Origin of the sequence: Nocardiopsis sp. NPDC057823 (genome assembly GCF_042797335.1) — a bacterium.
Classification (GTDB): Bacteria; Actinomycetota; Actinomycetes; order Streptosporangiales; family Streptosporangiaceae; genus Nocardiopsis; species Nocardiopsis changdeensis.
Window position 1 is genome coordinate 25,646 of record NZ_JBHVLR010000024.1, and the last position, 25,012, is coordinate 50,657.

Genomic DNA, 25,012 nt, shown 5'->3' on the forward strand with positions numbered 1-25,012 from the left:
TGCCCTGCGCCCCTCGAGGGCGGGGACCTCACGGACCCCCGGCGGCACAGGAGAGCGTTCAACAGCGGGCACCGGGCGGCGCGGCGCCGTCCGTACGGCCCGTACGGCTGTGCGCGGTATCGCCTCCCCGGGCGACGGTTTCCCCACCCGGAACCGTCGCCCCTTCGATAGTGTCCGGTTCCATGCGGTTGCTGCACACCTCCGACTGGCACCTGGGCCGCTCCTTCCACCGGGAGAACCTCCTCGACGCCCAGGCCGCCTTCCTCGACCACCTCGTCGACACCGTCCGGGAGCGGGCGGTCGACGTCGTGCTCGTGGCGGGCGACCTCTACGACCGGGCCCTGCCGCCGGTGGACGCCGTGCGCCTCTTCGACCGGGCGCTGGGGCGCATCCGGGACACCGGCGCGCGGGCCGTCCTCATCGCGGGCAACCACGACTCCACGGCCCGGCTGTCGTTCGCCTCCGGGCTCATCGACGCCTCCGGGATCCACCTGCGCGGCACGCTGGACGGCATCGGCGAACCGGTGCTCATCGAGGACCGGCACGGACCCGTCGCGTTCTACGGCATCCCCTACCTGGAGCCGGAGATCGCCCGCCACCACTGGGGGCTGGACGAGCGCGGGCACCCGGCGGTCCTGGGGCACGCCATGGACCTGGTCCGCGCCGACCTGGCCCGGCGGCCCGGCACCCGCTCCGTGGTGCTCTCGCACGCCTTCGTCGCGGGCGGCGAGCCCTCCGACAGCGAACGCGACATCTCCGTGGGCGGCGCCTCGCACGTGCCCGCCTCCGTGTACGCCGGCGTCGACTACACCGCCCTGGGCCACCTGCACGGGCGCCAGACCCTCACCCCCGCGGTCCGCTACTCCGGAACCCCGCTGGCCTACTCCTTCTCCGAGGAGCACCACCGCAAGGGGTACTGGCTGGTGGACCTGGACGCCGACGGCCTGGGCGGGGTCGAGTTCGTCGACGCCCCCGTGCCCCGGCCGCTGGCGCGGATCCGCGGCCGCATCGACGACCTGCTCGGCGACCCCCGATGGGAGCGGTACACCGGCCACTGGCTCCAGATCACCCTCACCGACCCCCGCCGCCCCGCCCAGCCGATGGACCGGCTGCGCGAGCGGTTCCCGCACACGCTGGTGCTGGAGTTCGCCCCCGAGGGCGGCGCCCCCGCCACCCGGCCGGTGGCCGCGCCGGTGGCGGGACGGGCCGAGCGCGCGGTGATCGGCGACTTCGTGGAGTGGGCGCGCGGCGTCCCCGCCACCCCCGAGGAGACGGCCCTGGTCGAGGCCGCCGTCGAAGAGGTCCGACTCCGGGAAGGACTGCGCTGATGCGCCTGCACACCCTGACCGTCCGGGCCTTCGGGCCGTTCGCGGGCACCGAGACCGTGGACTTCGACCGGCTCGGCGCCAACGGGCTGTTCCTGATCCACGGGCCCACCGGGGCGGGCAAGACCTCGGTGCTGGACGCCGTCTGCTTCGCCCTGTACGGCTCCCTGCCCGGGGCCCGCGGCAAGGACGACTCCTACAAGAGCCACCACGCGCCCCTGGACCGCCGCCCCGAGGTGCGCCTGGAGTGCACGGTGCGCGGCCGCCGCGTCCGCGTCACCCGGTTCCCGCGCTGGGAGCGGCCCAAGAAGCGGGGCTCGGGCACCCTGGTGGAGAACCAGAAGGTCGTCGTCGAGGAGCTCGTCGGCGAGCGCTGGGAGGGCGTGACCACCCGCCCGGACGAGGCCGGGCAGTTCATCGGCGACCTGGTGGGGCTCACCCTGGACCAGTTCTGCCAGATCGTCCTGCTCCCCCAGGGGGAGTTCTCCCGCTTCCTGCGCGCCTCCGCCAAGGACCGGCGCGCCTCGCTGGAGCGGATCTTCAACACCGGCGTGTTCCGGGAGCTGGAGGACTGGTTCGCCGAGCACGCGACCCGGCTGCGCCGGGAGGTGGAGGCCGCCGACCTGAGGGTCCGCGAGAGCGCAGGGCGCATCGCCGAGACCGGCCGCTCCACCGCCCCGGAGGACACCGAGGAGCTGTGGGCCTGGGCGAGCGAGCTGTCGGCGCTGACCGCGGCCGTGGCCGACGAGGTCGCCCCGGTGGTGGACTCCGTGGCCGAGGCCCGGGAGGAGGCCGCCCGCGCCCTGGCCGAGGCGCAGGCCCTGGACCGGCGGCGCACCCGGCTGGCCCGTGCCCGGGCCGGGCTGGACGAGCTGCTGGAGCAGGCGGAGTGGCGCGCCCGGGTCGACGCCGGGCTGGCCGCCGCCGAGCGGGCCGCCGCCGTGCTCCCGCTGCTCGACGAACGCGACGCCCGGCGCACCGCCCTGGCCAAGGCCGCGCTGGTCCGGGACCAGGCCCGGTCCCTGCTGCCCGCGGCGATCGCGTCCGCGGCGGGCGCGCCGGAGCTGCGCGCCGCCGAACGCGGGTGCCGGGACTCCCTGGCCCGGGCCGAGCGCCTGCGCGCGGACGCGCGGCGGCTGCGGGAGCGGCGCGAGGCGATCGCCCGGTTCGACCGGCACCTGGCCAGGATCGACGAGACCCTGGAGCGGGTGCGCACGCACCTGGCCGACCTGCCCGCCGCCATCGCGGACCTGGGCGGGCGCCTGGGCGAGGCGCAGGGCCGGGCGGGGCGGGTGGAGGCGGCCGAGGCGGCGCTGGCCGCCGCCGTGCAGCGCCGCGACGCCGCCGCCGAGCACGGCCGGCTGTCCGCCGAGCTGGAGCGGGCCGAGGCCGCGCACCGCGAGGCCGTGGACGCCGCCCAGGCCGCCCGCGAGCACGTGCTGTCCCTGCGCGAACGGCGGATCACCCACATGGCCGCCGAACTGGCCCTGGGGCTGGCGGAGGGGGAGCCGTGCGCCGTGTGCGGTTCCGCCGAGCACCCGGCCCCGGCCCTGGCCGCCACCGGCTCCCTGGTCACCGCCGGGGAGGAGCGCGCCGCCCAGGCCGCGGCGGACGAGGCCGCCCAGCGCCGGTCCGCCGCCCAGGAGAGGGTGGCCGCGCTGCGCGAGCGGGCCGCCGCCGCGCTGGAGCGCGCCGAGGGGCGCGACCCCGGCACGGCCGCCGCCGAGGTGGCCGAGCTGACCCGGCAGCGCGACGAGGCCCGCGCCGCCGTCGACGAGGCGCGGCGCACGGAGGAGGAGCTGGAGGGGCTCGCCGACCGCCTGGAGCGGACCCGGGCCCACGAGGCCGAGCAGGCCCGGCGGCGGTCGGAGACCGCCGCCCACCGCGACGGCGCGGTCGAGGAGTGCGACCGACTGGCGGCCGCCCTGCACGAGGCGCTGGGCGGGGAGGACGTCGACCTCGACGCCCGGGTGCAGGACCTGCACGCCGAGGCCGAGCTGCTGGCGGAGGCCGCCGCGGCCGTGGAGGAGCACGGGCGGGCCGCGGGCGAGCTGGACACGGCCGAGGCGGCCCTGGCCGAGGCGCTGGCCGGGGCCGGGTTCGCCGACGGGGCCGCGGCCCGCTCGGCCGCCCTGGACGAGCGCGAGCGCCGGGAGCTGCGGTCCCAGGCCCGCCTGCACGACGACGCCCTGGCGGCGGTCCGGGCGACTCTGGAGGACCCCGAGCTGGCCGCCGTCGCCGACCTGCCGCCCCCGGACCTGTCCGCGCTCAAGGCCGCCGCCGACGAGGCCGCCCTGGCCGCCGAGCGGGCGGTGACCCTGCGCGGGCTGTGGCGCCAGCGCGCGGACCGGCTGGCGGCCCTGCGCGCGGAGCTGCGTTCGCGGCTGGACGACTGCGGCCCGGTGCTGCGCCGGTACCGGATCGCCGAGGGGATGCGGGCGCTGACCGCCGGGACGGCCAAGGACAACACCGACGGGGTGCGCCTGTCCGCGTACGTGCTGGCGGCCCGGCTGGAGCAGGTGGTGGCGGCCGCCAACGACCGGCTGTACACCATGTCCGACGGGCGCTACGAGCTGCGCTACACCGTGGACAAGACGGTCAGCGACGGCCGGGCCCAGAAGGCCGGCGGGCTGGGCATCCGGGTGGTGGACGCCTGGACCGGCGCCGAACGCGACCCGGCCACCCTGTCGGGCGGCGAGACGTTCTTCAGCTCGCTGGCGCTGGCCCTGGGGCTGGGCGACGTGGCGAGCGCGGAGGCCGGCGGGGCCGACATCGACACCCTGTTCGTGGACGAGGGGTTCGGCACCCTGGACGAGGACACCCTGGAGGAGGTCATGGACGTGCTGGACCGGCTGCGCGACGGCGGCCGCGCCGTCGGCGTGGTCAGCCACGTCGCCGACCTGCGCCACCGCATCACCGGGCGGCTCCAGGTGGTCAAGACCGCCGCCGGGTCCCACATCCGGCACGCCGGCTGACGCCGGTAGGAGCATCCCGGGGACGGGGGCCGGCGGACCGGTGGGAGAATGACCAGCGTGAATTCGCTGGTGGACATCGCTGTGTTCGGAATCGTGGGCGCCATCATGATGGCGGCCCTGGTCGGTCTGCTCCTGGTGGCCTCGGGCCGCGCGGGCGGGATCTCGCCCGGGGTCCAACGGGGCTTCGCGGCCGCCGCCCTGGCGCTGCTGGTGGCGGTGCCGACGCTGGCCGCGATCAACGTGCTGGCGTCGGGGGCGGGCTTCTGGCGGGCGTTCGCGGTGGCCGCCTGTGTGGCGGCGATCGCCGCCGCGGTCAACATCGGCCTGTCGCCGCTGGTCGCCAGGCGCCAGGGCGGCGCCGGGACGGTGCTGCGGCCCTCGCTGCCGGTGTTCGCCGTCGGCCTGGTGCTGTGCCTGGCCCTGGGCCTGGTCACCGCCGGCCTGGCCGCCCTGTTCGTCTGAACCCCTGAGACCCCGGGGCCCGCGGACCGTCCGGTCCGCGGGCCCCGTCCGTTTCAGCGGCCCTCGGCGGCCTCGCGGGCGCGGACCAGCGGGATGACCTCGGCGAGGGCGTCGTCGCCCCGCCCGCCCAGCGCCACCACGTGCGTGAAGCCGTAGCGGTCCCGGCGCCGCACCAGGGCGTCGGCCATCTCCTGCGGGGTGCCCATGAGCAGGTAGGGGTTCTCCCAGAGCGGTTCGTGGTCGGGGACGACGCCCGGCCCCACCAGCTTCACCAGTGCGGCGGCGCTCTTCTCGACGTCGTCGGTGACCTCGACGTGCTGGAGGAGGACGCTGAGCTCGATGTCGCGCCCCGCGGCGCGCTCGCGCACCAGCGCGACCCGCTCGTCGGTCTCCTCGGCGCCCCCGACCCGGAAGACGCCCATGCGGGCCCCCTTGCGCTGGGTGAGGCCGGCGACGCCGACGATGTCGGCGCGTTCGGCGGCCAGGGCCAGGGTGGCCGTGCCGTGCCCGCCGATGAGCAGCGGCGGGCGGTCCTCCCCCAGCCCGGCGTCGAGCCCGTCCACGGCGGCGGCCAGGTCCGCCAGCCGCTCCGCGTGCGCGCGCCAGGGGATCCCGGCGTCCTCGAACTCCCACTTCATGTGGCCGGCGCCCAGGCCGAGCTCGAAGCGGCCGCCGGAGAGCCGGTCCAGGGTGACGGCCTCCCGGGCCAGCAGGGCGGTGTTCCAGAACTCGTTGTTGAGCACGTAGGTCCCCAGGCGCAGCCGTTCGGTGGCCGCGGCGGCGGCGCCCAGCAGGGTGAACGGCCCGCCGGTGTCCAGGTGGTCGGGGGCCAGCAGCAGGTCGTAGCCGCGCTCCTCGACGGTGCGGCAGGTGTCGGTCCAGGTCCGGGCGGTGTCCGCGTCGATGATGTTGACGCCGAAGCGCATCCTTCTCATGCCCCGATCAGACATCATCGCCGCCCCCGGCGCCAGGGGTCCGCACGCGAGGGGCCCGCGGACCGGACGGTCCGCGGGCCCCTCGCGTGCGGCCTCAGGCCTCGTCGGCCCTCTTCTCCGCCGGCTCCCCGGCGGGCGCCTCGGCCGGGGCCTCGGTCGGCGCCTCGGCGCCCGACATCGCCTTGTTCCGGCGGTCGAGCTCGGCCAGGTAGGCGTTGTAGGCGTCCAGGTCGGCGTCCTCGGAGCCGTCGCGGCGGGCGTGCCGCTCCCGGCGGCGCTCCTGCTTCTCGTCGTCGCGGGACCACTGCACCACCAGCGCCAGCATGACCAGGAGCGTCGGGATCTCGCCCAGCGCCCAGGCCACGCCGCCGCCCGCGTACTGGTCCTCGGCCAGGTCGTCGACCCACGGGACGTCGAACTGGCCGTAGAAGTCCATGGCGATGGGCGCCGTCTGCATCATGATCGAGATGCCGAAGAACGCGTGGAAGCCCATGGCCAGCAGCAGGAGCAGGATGCGCAGCAGGTAGGGCATCTTGCGGGGCGCCGGGTCGACCCCGACGATCACCCAGTAGAAGAGGAACCCCGTGAGCAGGAAGTGCACGCCCATGAACAGGTGACCGAGGTGGTCGTTCATCAGCGTCGGGAACAGCGGGGTGAAGTACAGCGCGTAGGGGCTGAACACGAACAGCGGCGTGGCCACCGCCGGGTGCGTGACCACCTTGGAGAACCGGCTGTTCAGGAACAGGTTGAGCCATTCGCGCGGCCCCCGGTCTCCGCGCCGCTTCGCCGGGCGCAGCGCCCGCAGCGCCAGGGTGACCGGCGCGCCCAGCACCAGCAGGATCGGCGTGAGCATCGACAGCACCATGTGCTGGATCATGTGCGCGGAGAACAGCACCATCGCGTAGGTGGCGTACCCGCTGAGGTGCGCGGCCACGATGGTGAGCAGGCCCGCCGCGAAGGCGACGGTCCGCCCGACCGGCCAGGAGTCGCCGCGGCGCAGCAGGCGGGTGACCCCGGCGGCGTACAGGCCCCCGGCGACGACCACGAGCATGATGAAGAACAGGTCCGGCCGCCACAGGGTGAGCAGGTTGACCAGGTCCATGGGCGGGGGGACGGGGAAGCCGAGGATGAGCGCGGCCGGGTCCACCCGGCTGTCCAGCGGCGGGGGCGGCGCGGTGCGGCCCAGGCCGACGGAGACGCCGATGACGAGCGCCATGACGAGGACCTCGACCGCGGCGATGCGCAGGAACAGCAGGCGCCGGTAGGCGGGCCGGGCCGGCTCGCCGGCGGCGCCGTCCGCCCCCTTGAGGGCGAACTCGCGGTGCAGGTACCCGAACGCCCCCAGGACGGCGAACAGCACGGCCTTGACGACGATGATCAGCCCGTACTCGGTGCGCACCAGGGCGTCGAACGACTCGATCCGGGCCAGGGCGCTGGCCAGGCCGCTGATCGCCACGCCGATGTAGGCCCACAGGGCCAGGCGGCTGAACCGGGCGGCCGCGATCTCGACGGCGTCGCCGTTCGCGCGCATCGCGTGGTAGGTGAGCAGGGCCAGGCCGCCGGTCCACACGCTGATCGTGACGACGTGCATGGCCAGGCCGGTGACGGCCAGTTCGTGCGACCCGGAGGAGGCGGAGTGGCCGGTCAGCGCGGGCGGTGTGAGGGCGACCAGGGAGAGGATCAGCAGCCACAGGGCGCCGGTCGCGCCGGTGACGGTGCGGCCGAACAGCAGGATGCCCGTGGTGAGCAGGATGACGAACATCAGCGCGATGCCGCCGGAGACCGATCCGGCGTAGGCGGTGACCTCGTCGACGCTGACCTGTCCCAGCGGCCGGGCCAGGAACTCCGACGCCTGGAAGTACAGGGTGGCCACGGCGCCCGCGGCCCAGGCCAGGGCGCTCCAGGTGGCGGCCTGCACGTAGCCGGTGGCCTGGCGGGACAGCCGCCCCTTGTCCGAGGGCAGCAGGACGACGGCCAGCAGCAGCGTCCCGACGGTGAGGACGGCCGCGGCGTCCATGACCGCCTTGGACAGGGGCAGGCCCCAGCGCACGGCGTCGCCCGCGTCGGGCAGGCCGGGGATGATCTCGGGGAACGCGGCGCCGCCCAGGACCAGGGTGATGCTCAGCCCGGCCAGGCACAGCAGGGCGGCCACCGCCGCCAGGACCGCCGTCGTGGACGTGCGGGGCGCCCCGGCGCGGTCCGGGGACTGGGTGATCTTTGCGGGAGGAGCCACGTGCCACTTCCGTCGTCGAGGTCGTTCACAGGGGGGATGCCGTCGGGGGCGGCTCGGCGCACTCCAGGGTAAACCGTCCGCTACGGGGTGCCGGTCGGGGGTGGGGCGAGGATTCCGGCGGTGCCGGGGCCGCGGCGGGAAGTGGCGTTCGCCCCTCCCTTGCGTGTTCTTCGCGATACTCTCGGTGCTCCCGGTCGAGACGCAGGTCCTCCGCTTCCTCGTCTTCCTCGTCGTCCGCGTGCGGTCCCTCTCCGCACCGCCTCTCGCGTCCCTGCCGTCGCACACACCTGAAGGGGAAGAAGCGATGACCGATTTCGAGACCGTGATCCGGTCCAGGCGGGTGGTCACGCCCGAGGGGGTCGCCCCGGCCGCGGTCGGCGTCCGGGACGGCCGGATCGAGGCGGTGGCCGGCCCGGGGGTCCGCTGGTCGGCCCGCGAGGAGGTCGACCTGGGCGACACCGCCCTGCTGCCGGGGGCGGTGGACCTGGGCACGGGGGTGTACGACCCGGGTCTGGAGGCGGCGGACTGCTACCGGGAGGCCGGTGCCGCGGCGCTGCGCGGCGGGGTCACGACGCTGGTGGTCTCCCCCGCCCCGGCGCGCCCCGCGGTGATCCGCGCCGACGACCTCCAGGCGCAGCGCCGGGCGGCGGCCGGGTCGCCGGTGGGGCTGTACTTCCTGGGCGGGGTCACCTCGGGCAGCGGCTCCCTGGACCTGGCGGACCTGCGGGCGGCGGGCGCGGTGGCGTTCCAGTGCTCGCTGTCGGACGGGGGCGCCCCGGACATGGCCGCGCTGGACGACGCCTGGCTCCGCAAGGCCATGGCGGAGCTGGCGGCGCTGGACGCGGTCCTGCTGGTGCACGCCGAGGACGCCCGCGAGCTGGGCACCCCGCCGCTGACGGCGGAGCAGCGCCCGCCGCGGGCCGAGCGCCGGGGGCTGGAGCGGGTGATCTCGGCGGCGCGGTCGGTGGGGACCCGCACGCACGTGGTGCCGTTCACCGCCGCGGAGTGCGCGGCGCTGCTGTCGGCGGCCGGGTCGATCGGGGTGGGGCTGAGCGCGCAGACCTGTCCGCACTACCTCTGCCTGCCCGCGGAGGTGCTGGACCCGGAGTCGCCCGCGCACGCCTGCCGCCCGCCGCTGCGCTCGGACGCCAACCGCAAGGCGCTGTGGAGCGCCCTGCTGGAACCGGACTCGGCGATCACGACGGTGTCCTCCGGGCACCTGCCCGCGCACGGGCTGTACACGCTCCGGTGGAGCCTGTCCGCGCTGTGGACGGCGGCGCGGCGCCGCGGCGCGGACCTGGACCTGCTGTCCCGGTGGACGGCGGCGGCGCCCGCGGAGCTGCTGGGGCTGGCGGGCAAGGGGCGCATCGCCCCGGGCTGCGACGCGGACCTGGTGGCGTTCGCCCCGGAACGGCCGGTATCGGTCCCGGGCGTGGATCGGAGCCCCTACGCGGGTAGGGGTCTGGTCGGAGAGGTCGGCCCGGTCTGGGTCGCGGGGATGCGCGCGCCCTCGGGCGACAGTGGCCCGCCCCACACCTGGGCTTGACACCCTGTCAACAAGATCGCCGACACGCTGTCAGGTTGGCGATGGTGTCGCTGTGCCTTCACCGGTGACAGTGGGGGTATCAACGGAGATATCCAGGAGGAACCGTGCGCGTCGGCGTGCCCCGTGAGATCAAGAACCACGAGTACCGTGTGGCCATCACCCCGGCCGGAGTTCACGAACTGACCCGCCGCGGACACGAGGTGTCCGTCGAACGCGACGCGGGCCTGGGCTCCTCCATCACGAACGAGGAGTTCGAGGCGGCGGGCGCCCGCATCCTCGACACCGCGGACGAGGTGTGGGCAGAGGGCGACCTGATCCTGAAGGTGAAGGAGCCCGTCGCCGCCGAGTACCACCGGATGCGCGAGGGCCAGACCCTCTTCACCTACCTGCACCTGGCGGCCTCCCGCGAGTGCACCGACGCCCTGCTGGACCGCGGCGTGACCGGCATCGCGTACGAGACCGTGCAGCTGCCGGACGGCTCCCTGCCGCTGCTGGCCCCGATGTCGGAGGTCGCCGGCCGGCTGGCCCCGCAGGTCGGCTCGGTCACCCTCCAGCGGCCCAACGGCGGCCGCGGCGTCCTCATGGGCGGCGTCCCGGGTGTGCGCCCGGCCCGCGTGACGGTGATCGGCGCCGGCGTGTCCGGCCTCAACGCCACCCAGATCGCGGTGGGCATGGGCGCCGACGTCACCGTGCTGGACCTCAACGTCGACAAGCTGCGCCACATCGACGCCCTGTACCGGGGCCGGGTCAAGACGGTGGTGTCCAACGCCTTCGAGCTGGAGCTGTCGGTCCTGGAGTCGGACATGGTCATCGGCGCGGTGCTGGTGCCGGGCGCCCGGGCGCCCAAGCTGGTCTCCAACGAGCTGGTGTCCCGGATGCGCCCGGGCGCGGTGCTGGTGGACATCGCCATCGACCAGGGCGGCTGCTTCGAGGACTCCCGCCCCACCACCCACGACGACCCGACCTTCCGGGTGCACGACACGGTCTTCTACTGCGTGGCGAACATGCCGGGCGCGGTGCCCAACACCTCCACGCACGCGCTGACCAAGGACACGCTGCGGTACGCGGCGGCGCTGGCCGACAAGGGCTGGCGGCGGGCGCTGGCCGAGGACGCCGCGCTGGCGGGCGGCCTGAACACCTACGCGGGCGAGGTCGTCTCCGCGCCGGTGGCCGAGGCCCACGGCCTCAAGCACCGCCCCCTGGGCGAGGTGCTGGTCTAGCGCCCCGCCTTCCCGGCCGCGGGCCCGCGGGTCCGGGAGGGCTCACGGCGCGGGGGCGTTCGGGCAGGTCCGTGCGGCTCGGGGTGGTCGGCCGGGGCGGGCGCGGGTACCGTCGAGGAAGGACGGAGCCCGTGTCCGGCCGCGGGCCGGAAGGACCGAGACGGGCCCACGAGGACCGAGGTGGGACAGCGTGGGACACACCGGCTCGACGACCGCGACCCGGATCGTCGAACTCGAACTGATCCGGCTGCGGCCCCGGGGCCGGGGGCGGCGCGACGACGGGGACGGCCCCGTGCTGGTGCGCGTCGCCGACGGCGAGGGCGTCAGCGGCTGGGGCGAGGTGCCCTGGGCGACCCCCGACCAGTGGGCGGCGCTGCGTTCGGCGTACGCCCCGGCGCTGCTGGACCACGGGTGGGCGCGCCCCACCCAGGCGGGCGCGGCCTGGGCGGACCTGCCCTGGGACCCGGCGCTGGCCGGCGCCCTGGACACGGCCTGCTGGGACCTGTGGAGCCGCCAGCGCGGCACCCCCCTGGCGCACGCCCTGGGCGGGGAGCGCACGGCGCTCACGGCGGGGGTGACGGTGCCCCGGACGGTGAGCGTGGAGACGCTGTTCACCGAGGTCAACCGCCAGGTGGGCGCGGGTTTCCGGCGTGTCCGGCTGGAGGTCGCGCCGGGCTGGGACACCGAGGTGGTGCACGCGGTGCGGTCCCGGTTCCCGTTCCTCGTGCTCCAGGTCGACGCGGGCGGCCGCTACTCCGAGGAGGAGGGACACCTGGAGGCGCTGCGGGCGCTGGACTCGCTGGAGCTGCTGGCGATCGAGGACCCCTTCCCCGCCGACGACCTGGGCGCGTACGCCCGGGCGGCGGCCGAGCTGCGCACCCCGGTGGCGCTGGGCCGGCCGCTGCGCTCCCTGGCGGACCTGGAGCGGGCGGTGGGCGCCGAGGCGGGGAGCGCCGTGAACGTGGACGTGTCCCGGCTGGGCGGGCTGACCCCGGCCCGGCGGGCGGTCGACCTGGCCGTCGACGCCGGGTGGAAGGTCTGGTGCGGGTCGTCGGCGGCGACCGGGGTGGGCCGGGCCGCGACGGTGGCGCTGGCCTCGCTGGCGGGCGCCTCGCTGCCCGTGGAGATGCCCGGGGCGGGGCACCGGGGGCGCGACGGCCTGGTGGCGCCGCCGGTGCGCGCGCACGAGGGCGTCGTGGCGGTCCCCCTGGCCGAGAGCGGTCTGGGCCACGGCGTGGACCGGCCGGCGGTGGCCGAGCGGACCGCCGAGGCGCTGCTGGTGGACGCCTCGGGGACCCGGACGGCGGTCCGGGGCCGTTGACCCCTCCCATAACCGAACACTGTTAGGTAGAGTTGCCGCACCATCCGACCGAGGACTGTGGAGGCGTGGTGCGCGTTTTCGCCGATATCGACGAGGTGATCGCCGCCCAGGGCGAGCACCTGGGGTACACCGACTGGATCACCGTCGACCAGGAACGGATCACCCGGTTCGCGGACGCGACCGAGGACCACCAGTGGATCCACATCGACGAGGAGAAGGCCGCCGCGGGCCCCTTCGGGCGGACGATCGCGCACGGGTTCCTCACCCTGTCCCTGCTCGCGCACTTCTCGCAGTCGGTCATCCGGATCGAGAAGAAGCCGTCGATGTCCATCAACTACGGCCTGAACAAGGTGCGCTTCCTCCAGCCCGTCACCGTCGGCTCGCGGCTGCGCGACGGGGTGGAGGTCCTCTCGGTGCAGGAGAACCCCAAGGGGTACCTGGTCACCACCAGGCACACGGTGGAGATCGAGGGCCAGGAGCGCCCGGCCCTGGTCGCCGAGTCCCTCGGCCTCTGGGTTCCCTGACGCCCTGGGGCCCTGACGCTCTGGGTGCCCTGACGCCGCCCCGCGCGGACGGGGGCGCCGGGGATGCCCCCCGGCGCCCCTCTCCGCTCCCCGCTCAGCGGGCGATGCGGCGCAGCAGGCGGCGGCCCAGCCCCGGGGTGAACCAGCGCAGCTTGCGCTCGGTCCGCTCGGCCCGGCGGCGCAGCCGGTCGATCTCCCGGTGGGCCCGGCGCAGCTCCGCGCGCAGCTCGACCGGGGTCTGCTCGGGCTCCGCGGCCGGCTCCGCGAGCACGGTGCCCCAGGTGGCCTCGGCGTCCTCGGGGACCTCCACGTACCGGTTGGCGGACGTCCACTGCAGGCCGCCCGTCTCCTCCACCACCCGGTCCAGGCCCGTGCCCTCCGCCTTGGGCGACAGGTGGCGGGCCCGGGCGAAGGCGGCGGAGCGCTCCAGGCGCAGCACCCCGTCGCCGGCCCGCAGCGCTCCGGGCACGGGGGCGCACACCAGCCCGGCCGACTTGCGGTCGGCCAGCCGGACCAGGTCGGCGACCATGCCCGGCAGCGGGCGCACCCCGGTGGGCACGTGGAGCCGGAACGGCACCCGCCCGTCGGGGGCGGGCACCTCCTCCACGCACCGCACGCGCAGGTCGGCCCGGTAGGTCTCGCGGATCAGCCGCAGGTCCAGCAGCTCCTCCGCCAGCGGCGAACGGCGCCCCTCCGACAGCTCCTCCCACGGCCCGGTCAGCCACACCCGCACGTCGGGCGCGGTGCCGGCCAGCAGCGGGGCGACGGTGGCGTCGACCTCCTCCAGGGTGCGGCCCGCCGCGTCCACGACCACCTCGGCCCGGGGCACCTCCCACACCCGGGCGGGGCCCTTGTTGCGCAGGTGGAAGTCGGGCACCCGGTTGGCGACGTAGGGCGCGCGGAAGCGCATGCCCGCGCTGCGCCTGTCCTGCATCTGGGACCGGCCCAGGTGCCAGGAGTCCGCCTCGTCGTCGGGGACGAACAGGGCCCCCCGCTCGGCCAGCCGGTGGCCGAACTCGCTGTCCCCGCCCAGGACCAGGTCCGGGTCCATGCCCCCGGCCTCCTCGAACAGGCCGCGGTGCAGCGAGCCGGTGGCCCCGACGTACACCTTGAAGGCGCCGTACCCGGCGGTGCGCAGCCCCTCGGAGTGCCCGATGAACTCCGCGACCCAGTGCGGTTCGGCGGCCTCCCGGTCGAACAGCGTCCCGGCCCGCCCGGCGCTCACCTCCTCGCGCACCCGCTCCGGGTCCAGGGCGCCCGCCGTCATCGACGGGTCGAAGTCCACGAACAGCTTGTGGCCCAGCACCACGGCGTAGTCGACCAGGTGGTGCCAGCGCATCTGCGCCTCGATGTGCTCGCGGTACACCAGCATGTCGGCGTCCAGCCGCAGGACCACCTGCCCCGAGGAGGCCGCGACACCGGTGTTGACCGCGTGCCCGGAGCCCCACGCCCCGGCGGCGGAGGTGATCAGCCTGGTGTTCTCCGGGCGCACCGGCGGCAGCACCAGCGGCTCCGGGGAGCCGTCGTCCACCACGACCACCTCCGTCAGGTGGGCGGGGTAGCTCTGCCCGGCCAGCGACGCCAGCACCAGGGCCAGCTTCTCGGGGTGGCCGTGCGCCGGGACGACCACCGAGACCGTCAGGCTCGGCTCCCACCCGCCCAGTGCGGGCGGGTCGAGGAGTCCGTACTCGTTTCTGCGCACGCGCGGCTGGTCGGCGAAGTCCACCACGGGCCGCGGGCCGTGCTGACGCGGGATGCTCTCAGAAGTGCTCAACGTGTCCCCCCGTGTGCTGCTCGGTGTGGGCGCGGTCGCCGAAGGGGGCGGGTTCCCCCTCCAGCAGGGCGCTGGGGCGCCGACCGATCCACTGCTCGGTGTGGTTGCGCAGGAAGTAGCCCAGGTCCACGTTCCAGGTGTGGCCGCCGCCCGCCCGGCGCAGCAGGTAGCCGAACCCGTGCGTGCGGTAGACGCGGCCGCCGGACCGGGTGACGGCGAGCAGGAACTGGCTGTCGATGGCGCGGGGGCGGGGGCGGAAGCCGCCCACGTCCTCGATGACGACCCGGTCGGCGAGGATGGTGCTGCCGACGATCGCGGGGCTGGGCACCTCCGACCGGTAGCCGCGCCACACGGTCAGGTCCAGCTCCTCCAGGTAGGTGAAGTTCTGGCTGATGCCGACCACGTCGGCACCCGAGTAGGTGCGGGCCAGCATGAGGTCCGACAGGTGCTCGGGGCCGTACCAGTCGTCGTCGTCCCACTTGGCGATGACCGTCCCGGAGGCGCGGTCGACGGCCTCGTTCATGACGGCGCCGAACACCGTGCCCCCGTCGGCCTCGTGGACCACCAGCGGGATCCCCGTGGCCCGGAACCGCGCGATCTCGGCGGTCACCAGCCCGGCGGGGAAGCCGTGCAGGGCCAGCACGGTCTCGAAGCGGACGTGGCGCTGGCGGGCGATCTGGGCCAGGGCGAACCCGACCAGGTCGGGGCGGCGGGTGCACAGCACCACCGACACCCGGGTGTCCGGCGGGACCGGCAGCCCGGCCTCGGCGGCCAGGGACCGCCACCGGGTGCGCACCCCGTGGGTGCGCAGGGCGGCGCGCCGGAGGCGGATGCTGTGCTCCTCCCTCCGCAGGGCGTCGGTGAACACGTCCTCGCCGACCGAGGGGATCAGGTCGATCAGGTCCGCGCCCAGCCCGGCGGCCCAGGCGGGGGCGGGATCGCCGGCGATCGGGACACCGCCGGCGGCCAGCGAGGCGATGGCGCGCACCGCCGAGGCGTCGCCGCGGGCAGGCCAGGAGACGCGCACGCCGCGCAGGTGGCGGATGCGCTCCAGGTCGTTCTCGGTGACGGTCCCGTCCAGGGCGGGGCGCACCAGGACGCCGGTCTCGTCGCGGACCACCAGGCGGCCGTCGGCCTCGGCGAACTCGCCCAGCGGGCCCTTGGTCTTCTTGGTGAACCCCATCGGGTTGACGAACCGGTCGTCGATGGGGGCGACCCGGGTGACGGGGTCGCCCGCGTACACCCGCGCCTCGGGAACCGCGGCCACGGGGGCGGGGCGGTCCACGACGGGGACCTCCACGTCCTCCCAGAACGGCAGGCCCTCCCCGTCGTCCAGGCGCAGCACCACGTCGGAGACCGGGGTGACCCGGTCGATCGCCACCGGCCCGGTGGCGCTCACACCCCGGACGGCCACGTCGCCGGGGCGCCACAGCGCGGCGTCGGTGCCGTGCAGCCCGCCCAGGACCCCGATGCCGGGCCCGCGCCTGCGCCCGCGCGCGCCGTGCACCACGGCGGCCAGGGCCTCGGCGACGGAGACGCCGCTGGGGAAGCACAGCTCACAGGCCCAGCCGCGGTGGTCGAAGCGGCGGACGCGCAGCTCGTGGAGGTCGTTCCACTCGTCGATGGTGGGCGGCGCGGGCACCAGCGGCCCCAGGTGGGCGGGGATGTGCCGCACCACCACGAGCAGGTGGGCGGTCGGCGGCAGCTGCGTGGCCACGGTGACGGCCCGCCGCAGGTCCGTGAGGCCGCCCGCCACGACGACGGTGAGGCCGGTCGAGGCGGACTCCCCCTCGCCGCCCACGCCCGGCACCTCCACCGGGCGGCCCATGCCGTGCGCGTCGAGGTCGATCCGCAGATCGTTCGCTCTCAGGCGCAGCGAGGCGAGCTCGGCCCGGTCGGGGCCCAGGTCCCCGATGAGGCACAGCACGGCGGGCTCGTCCCCGCGTGTGCGCAGGGCCTGGCGGACGGCGGAGGTGATCATCGGGCGACCTCGATCGTCTCGGCGACAAAGAGCCGGCACTAACCGACCACGAGGCCTCATACTAGACACGCTTGTAACTTTTAGTGCCCTATCGTGCGCGTGTTGTCATAACCACTGCTCAGGAGCATCCCGAAACCCCCAAAAAAGCCACCCCGAAAAGCGGCCCCAGGTGCGTCGCCGCACCCCGGCCCGAGGGCTCCGCCCGCGCCCACCGGTGCCCGCCCCCGGCGCACCGGCGTGCGCCGGCGGCGGACCTCCCTGTCCGGAAGGGGACCGCGGGACCGTACCGGTGGCCGTACGTCCCCTGGGTGCCCGATCACCGCCGGGTCAGCGAGTCCAGGAGCTCACGGCCGTGCCGCCACGGGCCCAGGCCGCTGGCGGAGTTGATGTGCCCGCACGCGCCCGCCGGGTGCCACCGCGCCCCCCACTGCTCCGCGAATCCGGCGGCAGCCTCGGGGGAGCAGTACGGGTCGTCGGTGCTGCCCACCACCAGTGCCGGGCACGGCAGCGGTCGCGCCGACACCTCGACGAAGGTCGCGGCCGCCCGGCGCGGGAACGCCGGCCCGCGCGGGTCGGGCGGTGCGACCAGGAACGCACCGGCCGTCGGACTCGAGGGGTTCCCGTCCAGCCAGGCGGACGCGGCCCAGCAGCCCAGGCTGTGGGCCACCAGCACGACGCGGCCGTCCCGGCCGGAGGCCTCGTCGTAGGCCTCCTGGACGGCGCCGACCCAGTCGTCCAGATCGGGGGCGGACCACGAGTCCGGGGAGATCCTCACCGCCGCGGCGCCCCGGTCCCGTTCCCACAGGGTCTGCCAGTGCCGGCCGTCCGAGCCGTCGATACCCGGGATGATGACGTACGCGACCACTGCCCGCCCTTTCATTCGCCGCTCCCCACGATCAGGGGGGCGCCCGGAGCAGATTCTGCTGGATGTATCAGGGCGGTGGTGGTGACCCGAGCGATCTCAAAGGAAACGGTGCGGACGACGATGGAATCACTCGACCGGCTGGACCAGGACATCCTCGCCCTGCTCCAGACCGACGGCCGGCTGAGCGGCGCGGAGGTGGGGCGCCGGGTCGGGCTCTCGCAGCCCGCGGCCAGCGCGCGCATCCAGAGGCTGGAGAGGAGAGGTGTCATCACCGGCTACCGGGCGGTGGTCGATCCGGCGGCCCTCGGCCTGAACATCCACGCGGTCATCCGGCTGCGCGCCACGCACGCCCGGCTCTCACACGCCCTGGACTTCGCCTCCCGGACCCCCGAGATCGCCTCCACCCTCAGGGTCACCGGGGAGGACTGCCTCATCTTCGACGTCTACTGCCCTCAGGCGGGGCGGCTGGAGGAGGTCGTCGACGCGCTCGCCCGTTACGGCCCCGTCACCACGTCCCTCGTGCTCCGCAGCTACCCCTGGAAGCCGCTGGCCGACGCCGGGTCGACGGCGTGACGGACGGAGGGGATTCCCGCCGAGTGAAGAGGGGCCGCCCCGGAGGGCGGCCCCTTGCTCAGCGGACGATCTTGCGGAGGACCCGGCGGCCCACGCCCGGCGTGAACCAGCGCAGCTTGCGCTCCGCGCGGCGGGCGCGGGCCCGCAGCTTCTCGACCTCCGCCTGCGCCTGCTCCAGCTTGCGGCGCAGCGCCTCCGGGCTCTCGTTCTTGCGGGCCGGGGCGCCCGGCTCGGGCTCGGGGACCGTGAAGGCCTCCCCCGACAGCCAGTGGGCGCCGTAGAGCTCCTCCACCGCCCGGTCCGCCGCCGCGCCGTCCGCGTCCGGGGACAGGTGCCGGACCCGGGCGAAGGCCGCCCGGCGCTCCAGGCGCAGCACCCCGTCCTCGGCGCGCGTGGCGCCGGGCGGCGGGGCGCACAGCAGGCCCGCGCGCTCCTTGTTGGCCAGCTCCGCCATGTCGGCCACGGCCGTGTCCGTCAGCTTCGTCCCCGCCGGGGCGTGCAGCACGAAGGTGACCCGCGGGTCGGGCTCGGGGGCCTCCTCGACCAGCCTCACCCGGGGGTCGCCCCGGAACGACTCGCCGATCAGCCGCAGGTCCAGCAGCTCCTCGTCCAGCGGGGAGCGCCGCCCGTCGGTCAGCTCCCCCCACGGCCCCACCAGCCACAGGCGCAGGTCGGGCGTGGTCCCGTTGAGCAGGGCGGCGGCGGTCGCCTCCGCGTCCTCCAGGGTGCGGCCGCGGACGTCGATGACCGCGTCGACGTAGGGCACCTCCCAGGAGCGGTCCGGGTTCTTGCGGCGCAGCCGGAAGTCGGGGACCCGGTTGGACACGTACGGGGTGCGGTAGCGCATCCCCGCGTCCCGGCGGGTCTGCATCTGGGAGCGCCCCAGGTGCCAGCTGCTGGTCTCCAGGTCGGGGATGAACACCGCGCCCTGCTGGGACACCCGGTAGGCGAACTCGGTGTCGCCGCCCAGCACCATCTCCGCGTCCATGCCGCCCGCGGCGTCGAACAGGGTCCGGTGCAGCGAGCCGGTCGCCCCCGTGAACACCCGGTAGGCCTGGTGGGCCGCGGTCCGCAGCACGTTGCTGCCGTCGATGATCTTCTCGACCCAGTGCGTGTCGGCGCCCTCGCGGTCGAACAGCTTCTCCGCCCGCCCCGCGGCGACCTCGTCGCGCACGTGCTCGGGGGTCATCGCTCCGGGGTCGAAGTCCACGAACAGCTTGTGCCCCATGGCCACCCCGTAGTCCACGAGGTGGTGCCAGCGCATCTGCGACTCCACGTGCTCGCGGTACACCAGCATGTCGGCGTCCAGCCGCAGGATCACCTGCCCGGAGGAGGCGGCCACGCCGGTGTGGAACGCGTGGGCCGACCCCCAGCCGCCGGGGGCGGAGGTGATCAGCCGGGTGTTCTCCGGGCGCACCGGCGGCAGCACCAGCGGCTCCGGGGAGCCGTCGTCCACCACGACCACCTCCATGAGGTGCGCCGGGTAGCTCTGGCCCGCCAGGGCGGCCAGCACGAACGCCAGCTTCTCGGGGTGCCCGTGGGAGGGGATCACGACGCTGACCGACAGGGTCGGCGTCCACGCGCCCAGCGGGGCCGGGGTGAGCGGCGCGTAGTCGTTGCGCACCAGGCGCGGCTGGCCGGAGAAGTCCGCCTCCCCCCGCGGCAGGGTTCTCGGTGCGGTTTCGGCGGCCGGCTCCCGGCCGGTTTCCAGAGTGGTCAACGGAGTCCCCCCGTGTACTCGGTGACGGGTCGGCCGAAGGGCTCGGGCTCCCCCTCCAGGAGGGCGCTCGGACGCCAGCCGAACCACTGTTGGATGCGGTTGCGCAGGAAGAAGGCCATGTCCTCGGACCAGGTGTGGCCGCCGCCGGTGCGGCGGAGCACGTACCCCAGCCCGTGGCCGCGGTAGATGCGGCCGCCGCCGCGCATGACGGCGATGAGGAGTTGGGTGTCGATGGAGCGGGGCACCGGCCGGAAGCCGCCGGCCTCCTCCAGGACCGCCCGGTCCGTGAGGATGGTGCCCCCGGCGATGAACCGGCTGGAGGATTCGGACCGGCCCTCCCGCCAGAGGGTCAGGTCGACCTCCTGGAGGTAGACGAAGTCCTGCCCGACGCCGAGGAGCTCGGCACCGGAGTAGGTGCGGGCCAGGACCAGGTCGGCGAGGTGGTCGGGGCCGTACCAGTCGTCGTCGTCCCACTTGGACACGAGGGTCCCGGAGGTTCGGGCGACCGCGTCGTTGAGCACCGAGCCGAAGATCTTGTCGGCGGGGGCCTCGCACAGGACCAGGGGCCGCCCGGTGGCCTCGTACTCGGCGATGGCGGCGGCCACCTCGGGCAGGGAGGCGGGGAAGCCGTGCAGGGTGAGGACGAGTTCGACGTCCACCCCGCGCTGGCGGGCGATCTGGGCGAGGGCGAACCCGACCATCTCCGGGCGGCGGGTGCACAGGATCACGGACACCGTGGGCGCGGGGGGCACGGGCACCCCGGCCTGCGCGCCCAGGTCCCGCCACCGGGAGCGCGACCCGTGCAGGCGCAGGGCGGTGCGGCGCAGGCGGACGCTGTACTCCTCCCGCCGCAGCGGGTCGGCCAGCTCCTCGGCGTCGGCGGCGGTGATCAGATCGGCCAGGGGCGCGCCGAGCGCGGCCGCCCAGGCGGGCGGCGGCCCGGAGACGAGCGGGACCCCGCCGGCCGCCAGCGAGGCGACGGCGCGCACGGCGGCGGTGGGGCCGGTGTGCCCGGACCAGTCCACGCGGACGCCGCGCAGGTGCCGGATCCGGGACAGGTCGACGTCGGTGACGGTGCCGTCCGGGGCGACGACGGCCAGATCCTTCTCGCCCTGGCGGACGACGGCGCGGTCGCCGTGGACGGTGAGGTCGCCCATCGGGCCGGAGGCGTCCTTGGAGAACCCGACCGGGTTGACGGAGAGCTCGTCGATGGGGGCGATGTCCGAGGGCTCCGCGTTCTCGTGCACCCGGGCGCCGCCCGGCGCCGCGATCCGCTCCCAGGCGTCGGCGCCGGTGGTGCGCCGGTCCAGCACCGGGACCGCCTCGTCCGTCCATTCCGGCGGGGCGCCCTCCCCCACCCGCAGGGCCAGGTCGCCGACCGGGGTCACCCGGCGCAACGGCACCGGCCCGGCCGCCTCCACGCCGCGGGCGCCGGTGTCGCCGGGCCGCCACAGCGCGGCCTCGGGGCCCGACAGCGCGGCCAGCGGCGAGATCGCCGGCCCCCGGCGCCGCCCCCGGGTGCCCGACCAGACCGCGTCCAGCACCTGCGGGGTCTCCACCCCGTTGGGGAAGAACAGCTCGCACAGCCATCCGCGGCGGCCGGCCCGGCGCACCCGCACCTCCTGGAGTTCGCGCCACTGGCCCATGCCGGGGGACGCGGGCAGCGGCGGCTCCTGGTGGCCAGGGGTGTCCACGATCGCGACCACCACCTGGACCGCGCGCGGCAGGTCGGCCGCGGCGGCCAGGGAGCGGTGCAGGTCGGCGGGGGTCGCGGCGACGACCGCGACCAGCCCGGCCTCGGGGCCGCTGTCGCGCTCCCAGAGGTTGCGCAGTTCCAGGGGCTCGCCCAGGACGCGGGCGTCCAGGTCCACGACCGCGTCCGCCGGGGCGAGCGGCAGTCCTTCCAGGTGGGCGCGGGCCCCTGCGCCGGTGTGGCACAGCAGGGCGGTCTCGGTGCCGCGGGCGCGCAGGGCGTCCCGCAGGGCGGTGGTGATCATCCAGACCTCGTGGGTGTCGGTGCGGTGGTGCCGGGTGGTGCGGGGCGGGTCAGATCCCCTTGCGGCCGAACACGTGCGCCCCCTTCTCCGCCTGCTCCTCGGTGCGCTGGAACTCCGGGTGGGCGGCGAGCCAGCGGTCGCCGACCGCTCGCTCCTCCTCGCGGTCGGCGTCGTCCAGGACGAACACGACGTCCTCGGTGCAGTGCGCCAGCAGCCGCGGCAGCGCGGGGAAGCGGACCTGGAGGCCGGTGGCCTGGGGCGGGCCGTCGACGAACACCAGGCCCACCCCGGCCAGGTCGGCCAGGGCGGCGGTGTCGTACCAGAGGTCGGCGGTGGTGCGCTCCTCGCCGTCGACGGTGACGGTGTCCGGCTCGATCGGGGTGAGGGGGGCGTGGCGGACCTCGACGATGTCGTCGAGCCCGTGGGAGGCGACCAGGGCGCGGCTCAGCTCGGCGTAGCGGGCGTCGTGCTCCAGGGCGACGAGGCGGCCGCCGCCGGCCCGGCGCAGCGCGTAGCCGAGCCAGACGCTGGAGGCGCCGCTGCCGCACTCCACGACGGTCGCCGGGCGCAGCCGCTCGATGTGGCGGACCAGGACGCGCAGCACGTCGGGCGAGGCGGCCCAGCCGCGCAGCGGCGGCATGAACGGGGCGGTGTCCAGGTGGTCGCGCAGCTCGGTCCAGGCGACCTGCTGCTCGTAGTCGGCGCGGCCCTGGAGTTCGACGGCGCGGCGCAGCTCGCGGGAGGCCTTGGGCAGCGCGTGGTCGGTGACCCGGGTGACGCGCTCGCGCAGGTCCTTCAGGGAGCGCCGCGTCTCCAGCCGGTCCTCGCCCAGGGCCTGGGAGACCGTGCGGGCGTGCTCGCGCACCGACTCCTCCAGGGCGCGCACCGAGCGGCGCACCAGGACCAGGCCCAGCCCCAGCCCGCAGACCAGCGCGCCGAGCAGGGCCAGGGCGACCAGGGTGCCCGCCTCCACCCAGCCGACCAGGCCAAGGGCGGCCAGGGTGACCAGGGCGGCCGTGGCGAGGAGGCCGACGACGGCGGCGACGGCCAGGAGGGGGCGCGACAGGCGGCGCAGCGAACGCACGGGCATCTCCAGGGGGGATGGCAGGACCGGCGGGCGCGGGGAGGGGTCCCGGGCGCACGGGGCCGGACGGCAAGGGGCGGGGCCGGCGCCACGGCTCGGTGACACGAAGGGCCCACCCGACTAAGACACCACCTCGTGGAGGGCGGCGAAACCCGCGTGCGGGGCAATTCCACTGTTGTTCACCGGAAGATCACCCCCGGCCGACCGCCGCGCCCTCAAGAGTTCGCTGTCGCGTTCCCCTGTCCGGTGGCCTCCACCAGCGCCTCCTCCAGGGCCGGGACGAGCGTGCGGGCGTAGGTGGCGGTCATGTGGGAGTGGTCCCAGTACACGAGGATGTTGCCGACGACCGCGTCGCAGCGGCCGCCGGGGCACACGTGCCCGGTGAGGTCCACCAGGGAGACGTTGGCGGGCAGCCTGCCCCGCTCGGCGAGCACGGCGGCCGGGTGGCGTTCGGCGTGCGAGTAGCCGACCGGGTCGCTGCACGCACCGGCCGGGTCGTCCGGGTTGTCGGCCACGCACTCGGCCCCGGCGTAGGAGTGCCGGGGCAGGTCGCGCACCCCGATGACGTCGATGCCCATGGCGTCCAGTTCCCGCCAGCGCACCGGGAACCCGGGCAGCACGACCTCCCCGGCGGCGCTGGCCCGGGTGGAGGAGGTGAACACGGCGTCGGGGCGCAGCCGCTCCAGCTCCTCCATGGCCCGGGCGTCCCACTCCTGGCATTCGGTGAACACACGCCCCTGGGTGTAGGGGACCTCGGCGCTGAACTGGCACCCGCTCTTGGTGAACGACACCAGGCGCCACCCGTGCCTGAGGGCGACCTCCTCCAGCGCCGGGTACCAGTGGGCGGTGCGCGAGGCGCCGACCATGGCGATCGTGTACTCGGCGTCCTCGGGTCCGGCCCAGCACACCTTCGGCTCGGTGGCCTTCAGGTCCACGTGGCAGCCCTGGAGGTGGTGGTCGGACAGGTCGTCCTGGGCGTCGAGGGGGTCGGGGACCACCGGCAGGTCGGGCAGCACGGTGGCCAGTTCGGGGTGGGTGACCAGGGCGGCCCCGGGGTAGTCGACGGGCTCGATGACGCGCTCGGCGCGCTCCCGCCTCTCCTCGGCCAGCCGGTCCGACCACTGGGAGCCGACGACCAGGGAGGGGGCGATGACCAGGACCGCCATCGCCGCCGACCAGACCGGCAGCCACGGCCGGGAGACCCTGCGGCTCAGGCTCTCGGCCCCGCCCTCGACGGCCTTGGCCGTGACCCAGGCCAGGCCCAGGGACAGGGCCAGCACGGCCGCCCCGCCCAGCGGGGTGGCCAGGGAGCGGCCGGTGAGCTGGAGGTACACCACCAGGACCGGCCAGTGCCACAGGTAGAGGGCGTACGACAGGCCGCCCAGGGCCGTCAGCGGGCGCCAGGCGAGCACCCGGTGGACCCCGGCCCGGCCGCCCCCGCCGCCGGCGACGATGACGGCGGCCGCGGCGAGGGTCGGCAGCAGGGCCGCGTACCCGGGGAACACCGTGGACACCGGCAACAGCACACCGCACAGGACCAGTGCGGCCAGGCCGCCCCAGCCCAGCGCCCACCGCACCGGCACGGGCGGGGTGATCCGGTGGACGACCAGGGCCAGCACCCCGCCCAGGGCCAGCTCCCACAGGCGGGCGCCGGTGTCGAAGTAGGCCCAGGGCTGGTCGACGGCGGTGATCCACACCGAGTACGCCAGGGAGGCCGCCAGCACCGCGCCGATCGCGGCCAGCGAGGCCCGGCGCATCCGGTCCCGCCCCGCCACCAGCAGCACCGCGCCCAGCAGCAGCGGCCACAGCAGGTAGAACTGGCCCTGGATGGACAGCGACCAGAAGTGCTGCACCGGGCTGGGCGCGCCCTCCCGGGCCAGGTAGTCGACGGCCGCGGCGGCCAGCGCCCAGTTCTCGTGGTAGAGCGCGGACGCGTACACCTGGGCGATGACGTCCGGCCAGCGCGACCGCGGCAGCCACAGGTACGCCATGGCCAGCACCGCCGCCAGCACCACGCCGACGGCGGGGGTGAGCCGCCGCAGCAGCCGGGACCAGAACGCGAACGGGGCGATGCGCCCGTCGCGCTCCACCGAGCGCACCAGGGACCCGGTGATGAGGAACCCGGTGAGGAAGAGGAAGACGTCCACTCCGCCGGAGACCCGGCCGAACCAGATGTGGTAGACGGCGACCAGCAGGACGGCGACGGCGCGCAGCCCCTCGATCTCCGGGCGGAAGCCGCCGCGCTGGGAGGCGGGGCGTTCGGCGGCACCGCGTTCGGGAGTGGACATGGACATGCCTCGAGAATGTGCGAGATGACGGGGAAGTGGCGTCGGATCATCGCCCACAGGGCGGAACGACCGGTGAACGCCCCTCCAACGCCCGGCGACCTGCGCCCGGCGACCTTGACCGAACCTCCGAAACGACCCGACCTCCCCCACCCCCGGAGATCCCCACCGTACGAACACGGTTCCCCACAG

Annotated in this window: 17 protein-coding genes; 8 read left to right on the plus strand and 9 right to left on the minus strand. The window is 75.5% G+C overall.

What is annotated here, in order from left to right:
• The first annotated feature begins 182 nt into the window (after positions 1–182).
• Genes ACFVNO_RS28025 through ACFVNO_RS28035 form a run of 3 tightly spaced genes read left to right on the plus strand, consistent with a single transcriptional unit; the run spans position 183 to position 4,762 of the window.
• Positions 183–1,328 (plus strand): exonuclease SbcCD subunit D, encoded by a 1,146-nt coding sequence (locus ACFVNO_RS28025; protein ID WP_355259631.1) that lies wholly within the window; start codon positions 183–185, stop codon positions 1,326–1,328.
• Positions 1,328–4,300 carry an AAA family ATPase gene (locus ACFVNO_RS28030; RefSeq protein WP_378897041.1) on the plus strand — a complete coding sequence of 991 codons (2,973 nt, stop codon included), beginning with the start codon at positions 1,328–1,330 and terminating at the stop codon, positions 4,298–4,300. The genes ACFVNO_RS28025 and ACFVNO_RS28030 overlap by 1 nt, the downstream gene beginning before the upstream one ends.
• A gap of 48 nt (positions 4,301–4,348) precedes the next feature.
• Positions 4,349–4,762, plus strand: coding sequence for a hypothetical protein (locus ACFVNO_RS28035; RefSeq protein ID WP_355259626.1), 414 nt, complete (start codon positions 4,349–4,351; stop codon positions 4,760–4,762).
• Positions 4,763–4,815: 53 nt separating this feature from the next.
• Here the strand turns inward: ACFVNO_RS28035 and ACFVNO_RS28040 are convergent, their stop codons facing one another.
• Both ACFVNO_RS28040 and ACFVNO_RS28045 read right to left on the minus strand, forming a co-directional pair.
• Entirely contained in the window at positions 4,816–5,697 is an 882-nt protein-coding gene (locus tag ACFVNO_RS28040; RefSeq protein ID WP_355259623.1) for a TIGR03621 family F420-dependent LLM class oxidoreductase, read from the minus strand.
• A gap of 94 nt (positions 5,698–5,791) precedes the next feature.
• On the minus strand, positions 5,792–7,930 hold the full coding sequence (locus ACFVNO_RS28045) for a cytochrome c oxidase assembly protein (protein WP_378897046.1): 2,139 nt from the start codon (positions 7,928–7,930) through the stop codon (positions 5,792–5,794).
• A 304-nt stretch (positions 7,931–8,234) separates the two neighbouring features.
• On the opposite strand from ACFVNO_RS28045, the gene ACFVNO_RS28050 reads away from it, so the two are divergent.
• The 4 genes from ACFVNO_RS28050 to ACFVNO_RS28065 all read left to right on the plus strand — a co-directional run bounded on the left by ACFVNO_RS28050 (position 8,235) and on the right by ACFVNO_RS28065 (position 12,541).
• Positions 8,235–9,476, plus strand: a complete 1,242-nt coding sequence (locus tag ACFVNO_RS28050) for an amidohydrolase family protein (RefSeq protein WP_378897049.1) — start codon at positions 8,235–8,237, stop codon at positions 9,474–9,476.
• Between the two features lie 104 nt (positions 9,477–9,580).
• A complete protein-coding gene (ald, locus tag ACFVNO_RS28055) occupies positions 9,581–10,696 on the plus strand; it encodes an alanine dehydrogenase (protein ID WP_355269628.1) in 1,116 nt (371 codons plus the stop codon).
• 190 nt (positions 10,697–10,886) lie between these two features.
• Complete coding sequence (locus ACFVNO_RS28060; protein ID WP_355269630.1) at positions 10,887–12,017, plus strand: enolase C-terminal domain-like protein; 1,131 nt, start codon at positions 10,887–10,889, stop codon at positions 12,015–12,017.
• A gap of 68 nt (positions 12,018–12,085) precedes the next feature.
• Entirely contained in the window at positions 12,086–12,541 is a 456-nt protein-coding gene (locus ACFVNO_RS28065; protein ID WP_355269692.1) for a MaoC family dehydratase, read from the plus strand.
• Positions 12,542–12,635: 94 nt separating this feature from the next.
• On the opposite strand, the gene ACFVNO_RS28070 is transcribed toward ACFVNO_RS28065, so the two are convergent.
• From ACFVNO_RS28070 to ACFVNO_RS28080, 3 genes are all read right to left on the minus strand, one after another.
• Positions 12,636–14,315 (minus strand): glycosyltransferase, encoded by a 1,680-nt coding sequence (locus tag ACFVNO_RS28070; protein ID WP_378897054.1) that lies wholly within the window; start codon positions 14,313–14,315, stop codon positions 12,636–12,638.
• Positions 14,302–16,296 carry a glycosyl transferase family 2 gene (locus tag ACFVNO_RS28075; RefSeq protein WP_355269634.1) on the minus strand — a complete coding sequence of 665 codons (1,995 nt, stop codon included), beginning with the start codon at positions 16,294–16,296 and terminating at the stop codon, positions 14,302–14,304. The genes ACFVNO_RS28070 and ACFVNO_RS28075 overlap by 14 nt, the downstream gene beginning before the upstream one ends.
• 316 nt (positions 16,297–16,612) lie before the next feature.
• Positions 16,613–17,176 (minus strand): RBBP9/YdeN family alpha/beta hydrolase, encoded by a 564-nt coding sequence (locus ACFVNO_RS28080; RefSeq protein ID WP_378897058.1) that lies wholly within the window; start codon positions 17,174–17,176, stop codon positions 16,613–16,615.
• 105 nt (positions 17,177–17,281) lie between these two features.
• On the opposite strand from ACFVNO_RS28080, the gene ACFVNO_RS28085 reads away from it, so the two are divergent.
• On the plus strand, positions 17,282–17,734 hold the full coding sequence (locus ACFVNO_RS28085) for an Lrp/AsnC family transcriptional regulator (RefSeq protein WP_378897060.1): 453 nt from the start codon (positions 17,282–17,284) through the stop codon (positions 17,732–17,734).
• A gap of 58 nt (positions 17,735–17,792) precedes the next feature.
• Here the strand turns inward: ACFVNO_RS28085 and ACFVNO_RS28090 are convergent, their stop codons facing one another.
• From ACFVNO_RS28090 to ACFVNO_RS28105, 4 genes are all read right to left on the minus strand, one after another.
• Positions 17,793–19,454, minus strand: a complete 1,662-nt coding sequence (locus ACFVNO_RS28090; protein ID WP_355269640.1) for a glycosyltransferase — start codon at positions 19,452–19,454, stop codon at positions 17,793–17,795.
• Positions 19,451–21,451 (minus strand): glycosyltransferase, encoded by a 2,001-nt coding sequence (locus ACFVNO_RS28095; RefSeq protein ID WP_378897064.1) that lies wholly within the window; start codon positions 21,449–21,451, stop codon positions 19,451–19,453. Before ACFVNO_RS28095 ends, ACFVNO_RS28090 begins: the two co-directional genes overlap by 4 nt.
• A gap of 49 nt (positions 21,452–21,500) precedes the next feature.
• Positions 21,501–22,535 carry a class I SAM-dependent methyltransferase gene (locus tag ACFVNO_RS28100; RefSeq protein WP_355269644.1) on the minus strand — a complete coding sequence of 345 codons (1,035 nt, stop codon included), beginning with the start codon at positions 22,533–22,535 and terminating at the stop codon, positions 21,501–21,503.
• 215 nt (positions 22,536–22,750) lie between these two features.
• Positions 22,751–24,823, minus strand: coding sequence for an acyltransferase family protein (locus ACFVNO_RS28105; protein WP_355269694.1), 2,073 nt, complete (start codon positions 24,821–24,823; stop codon positions 22,751–22,753).
• Positions 24,824–25,012: the final 189 nt, after the last annotated feature.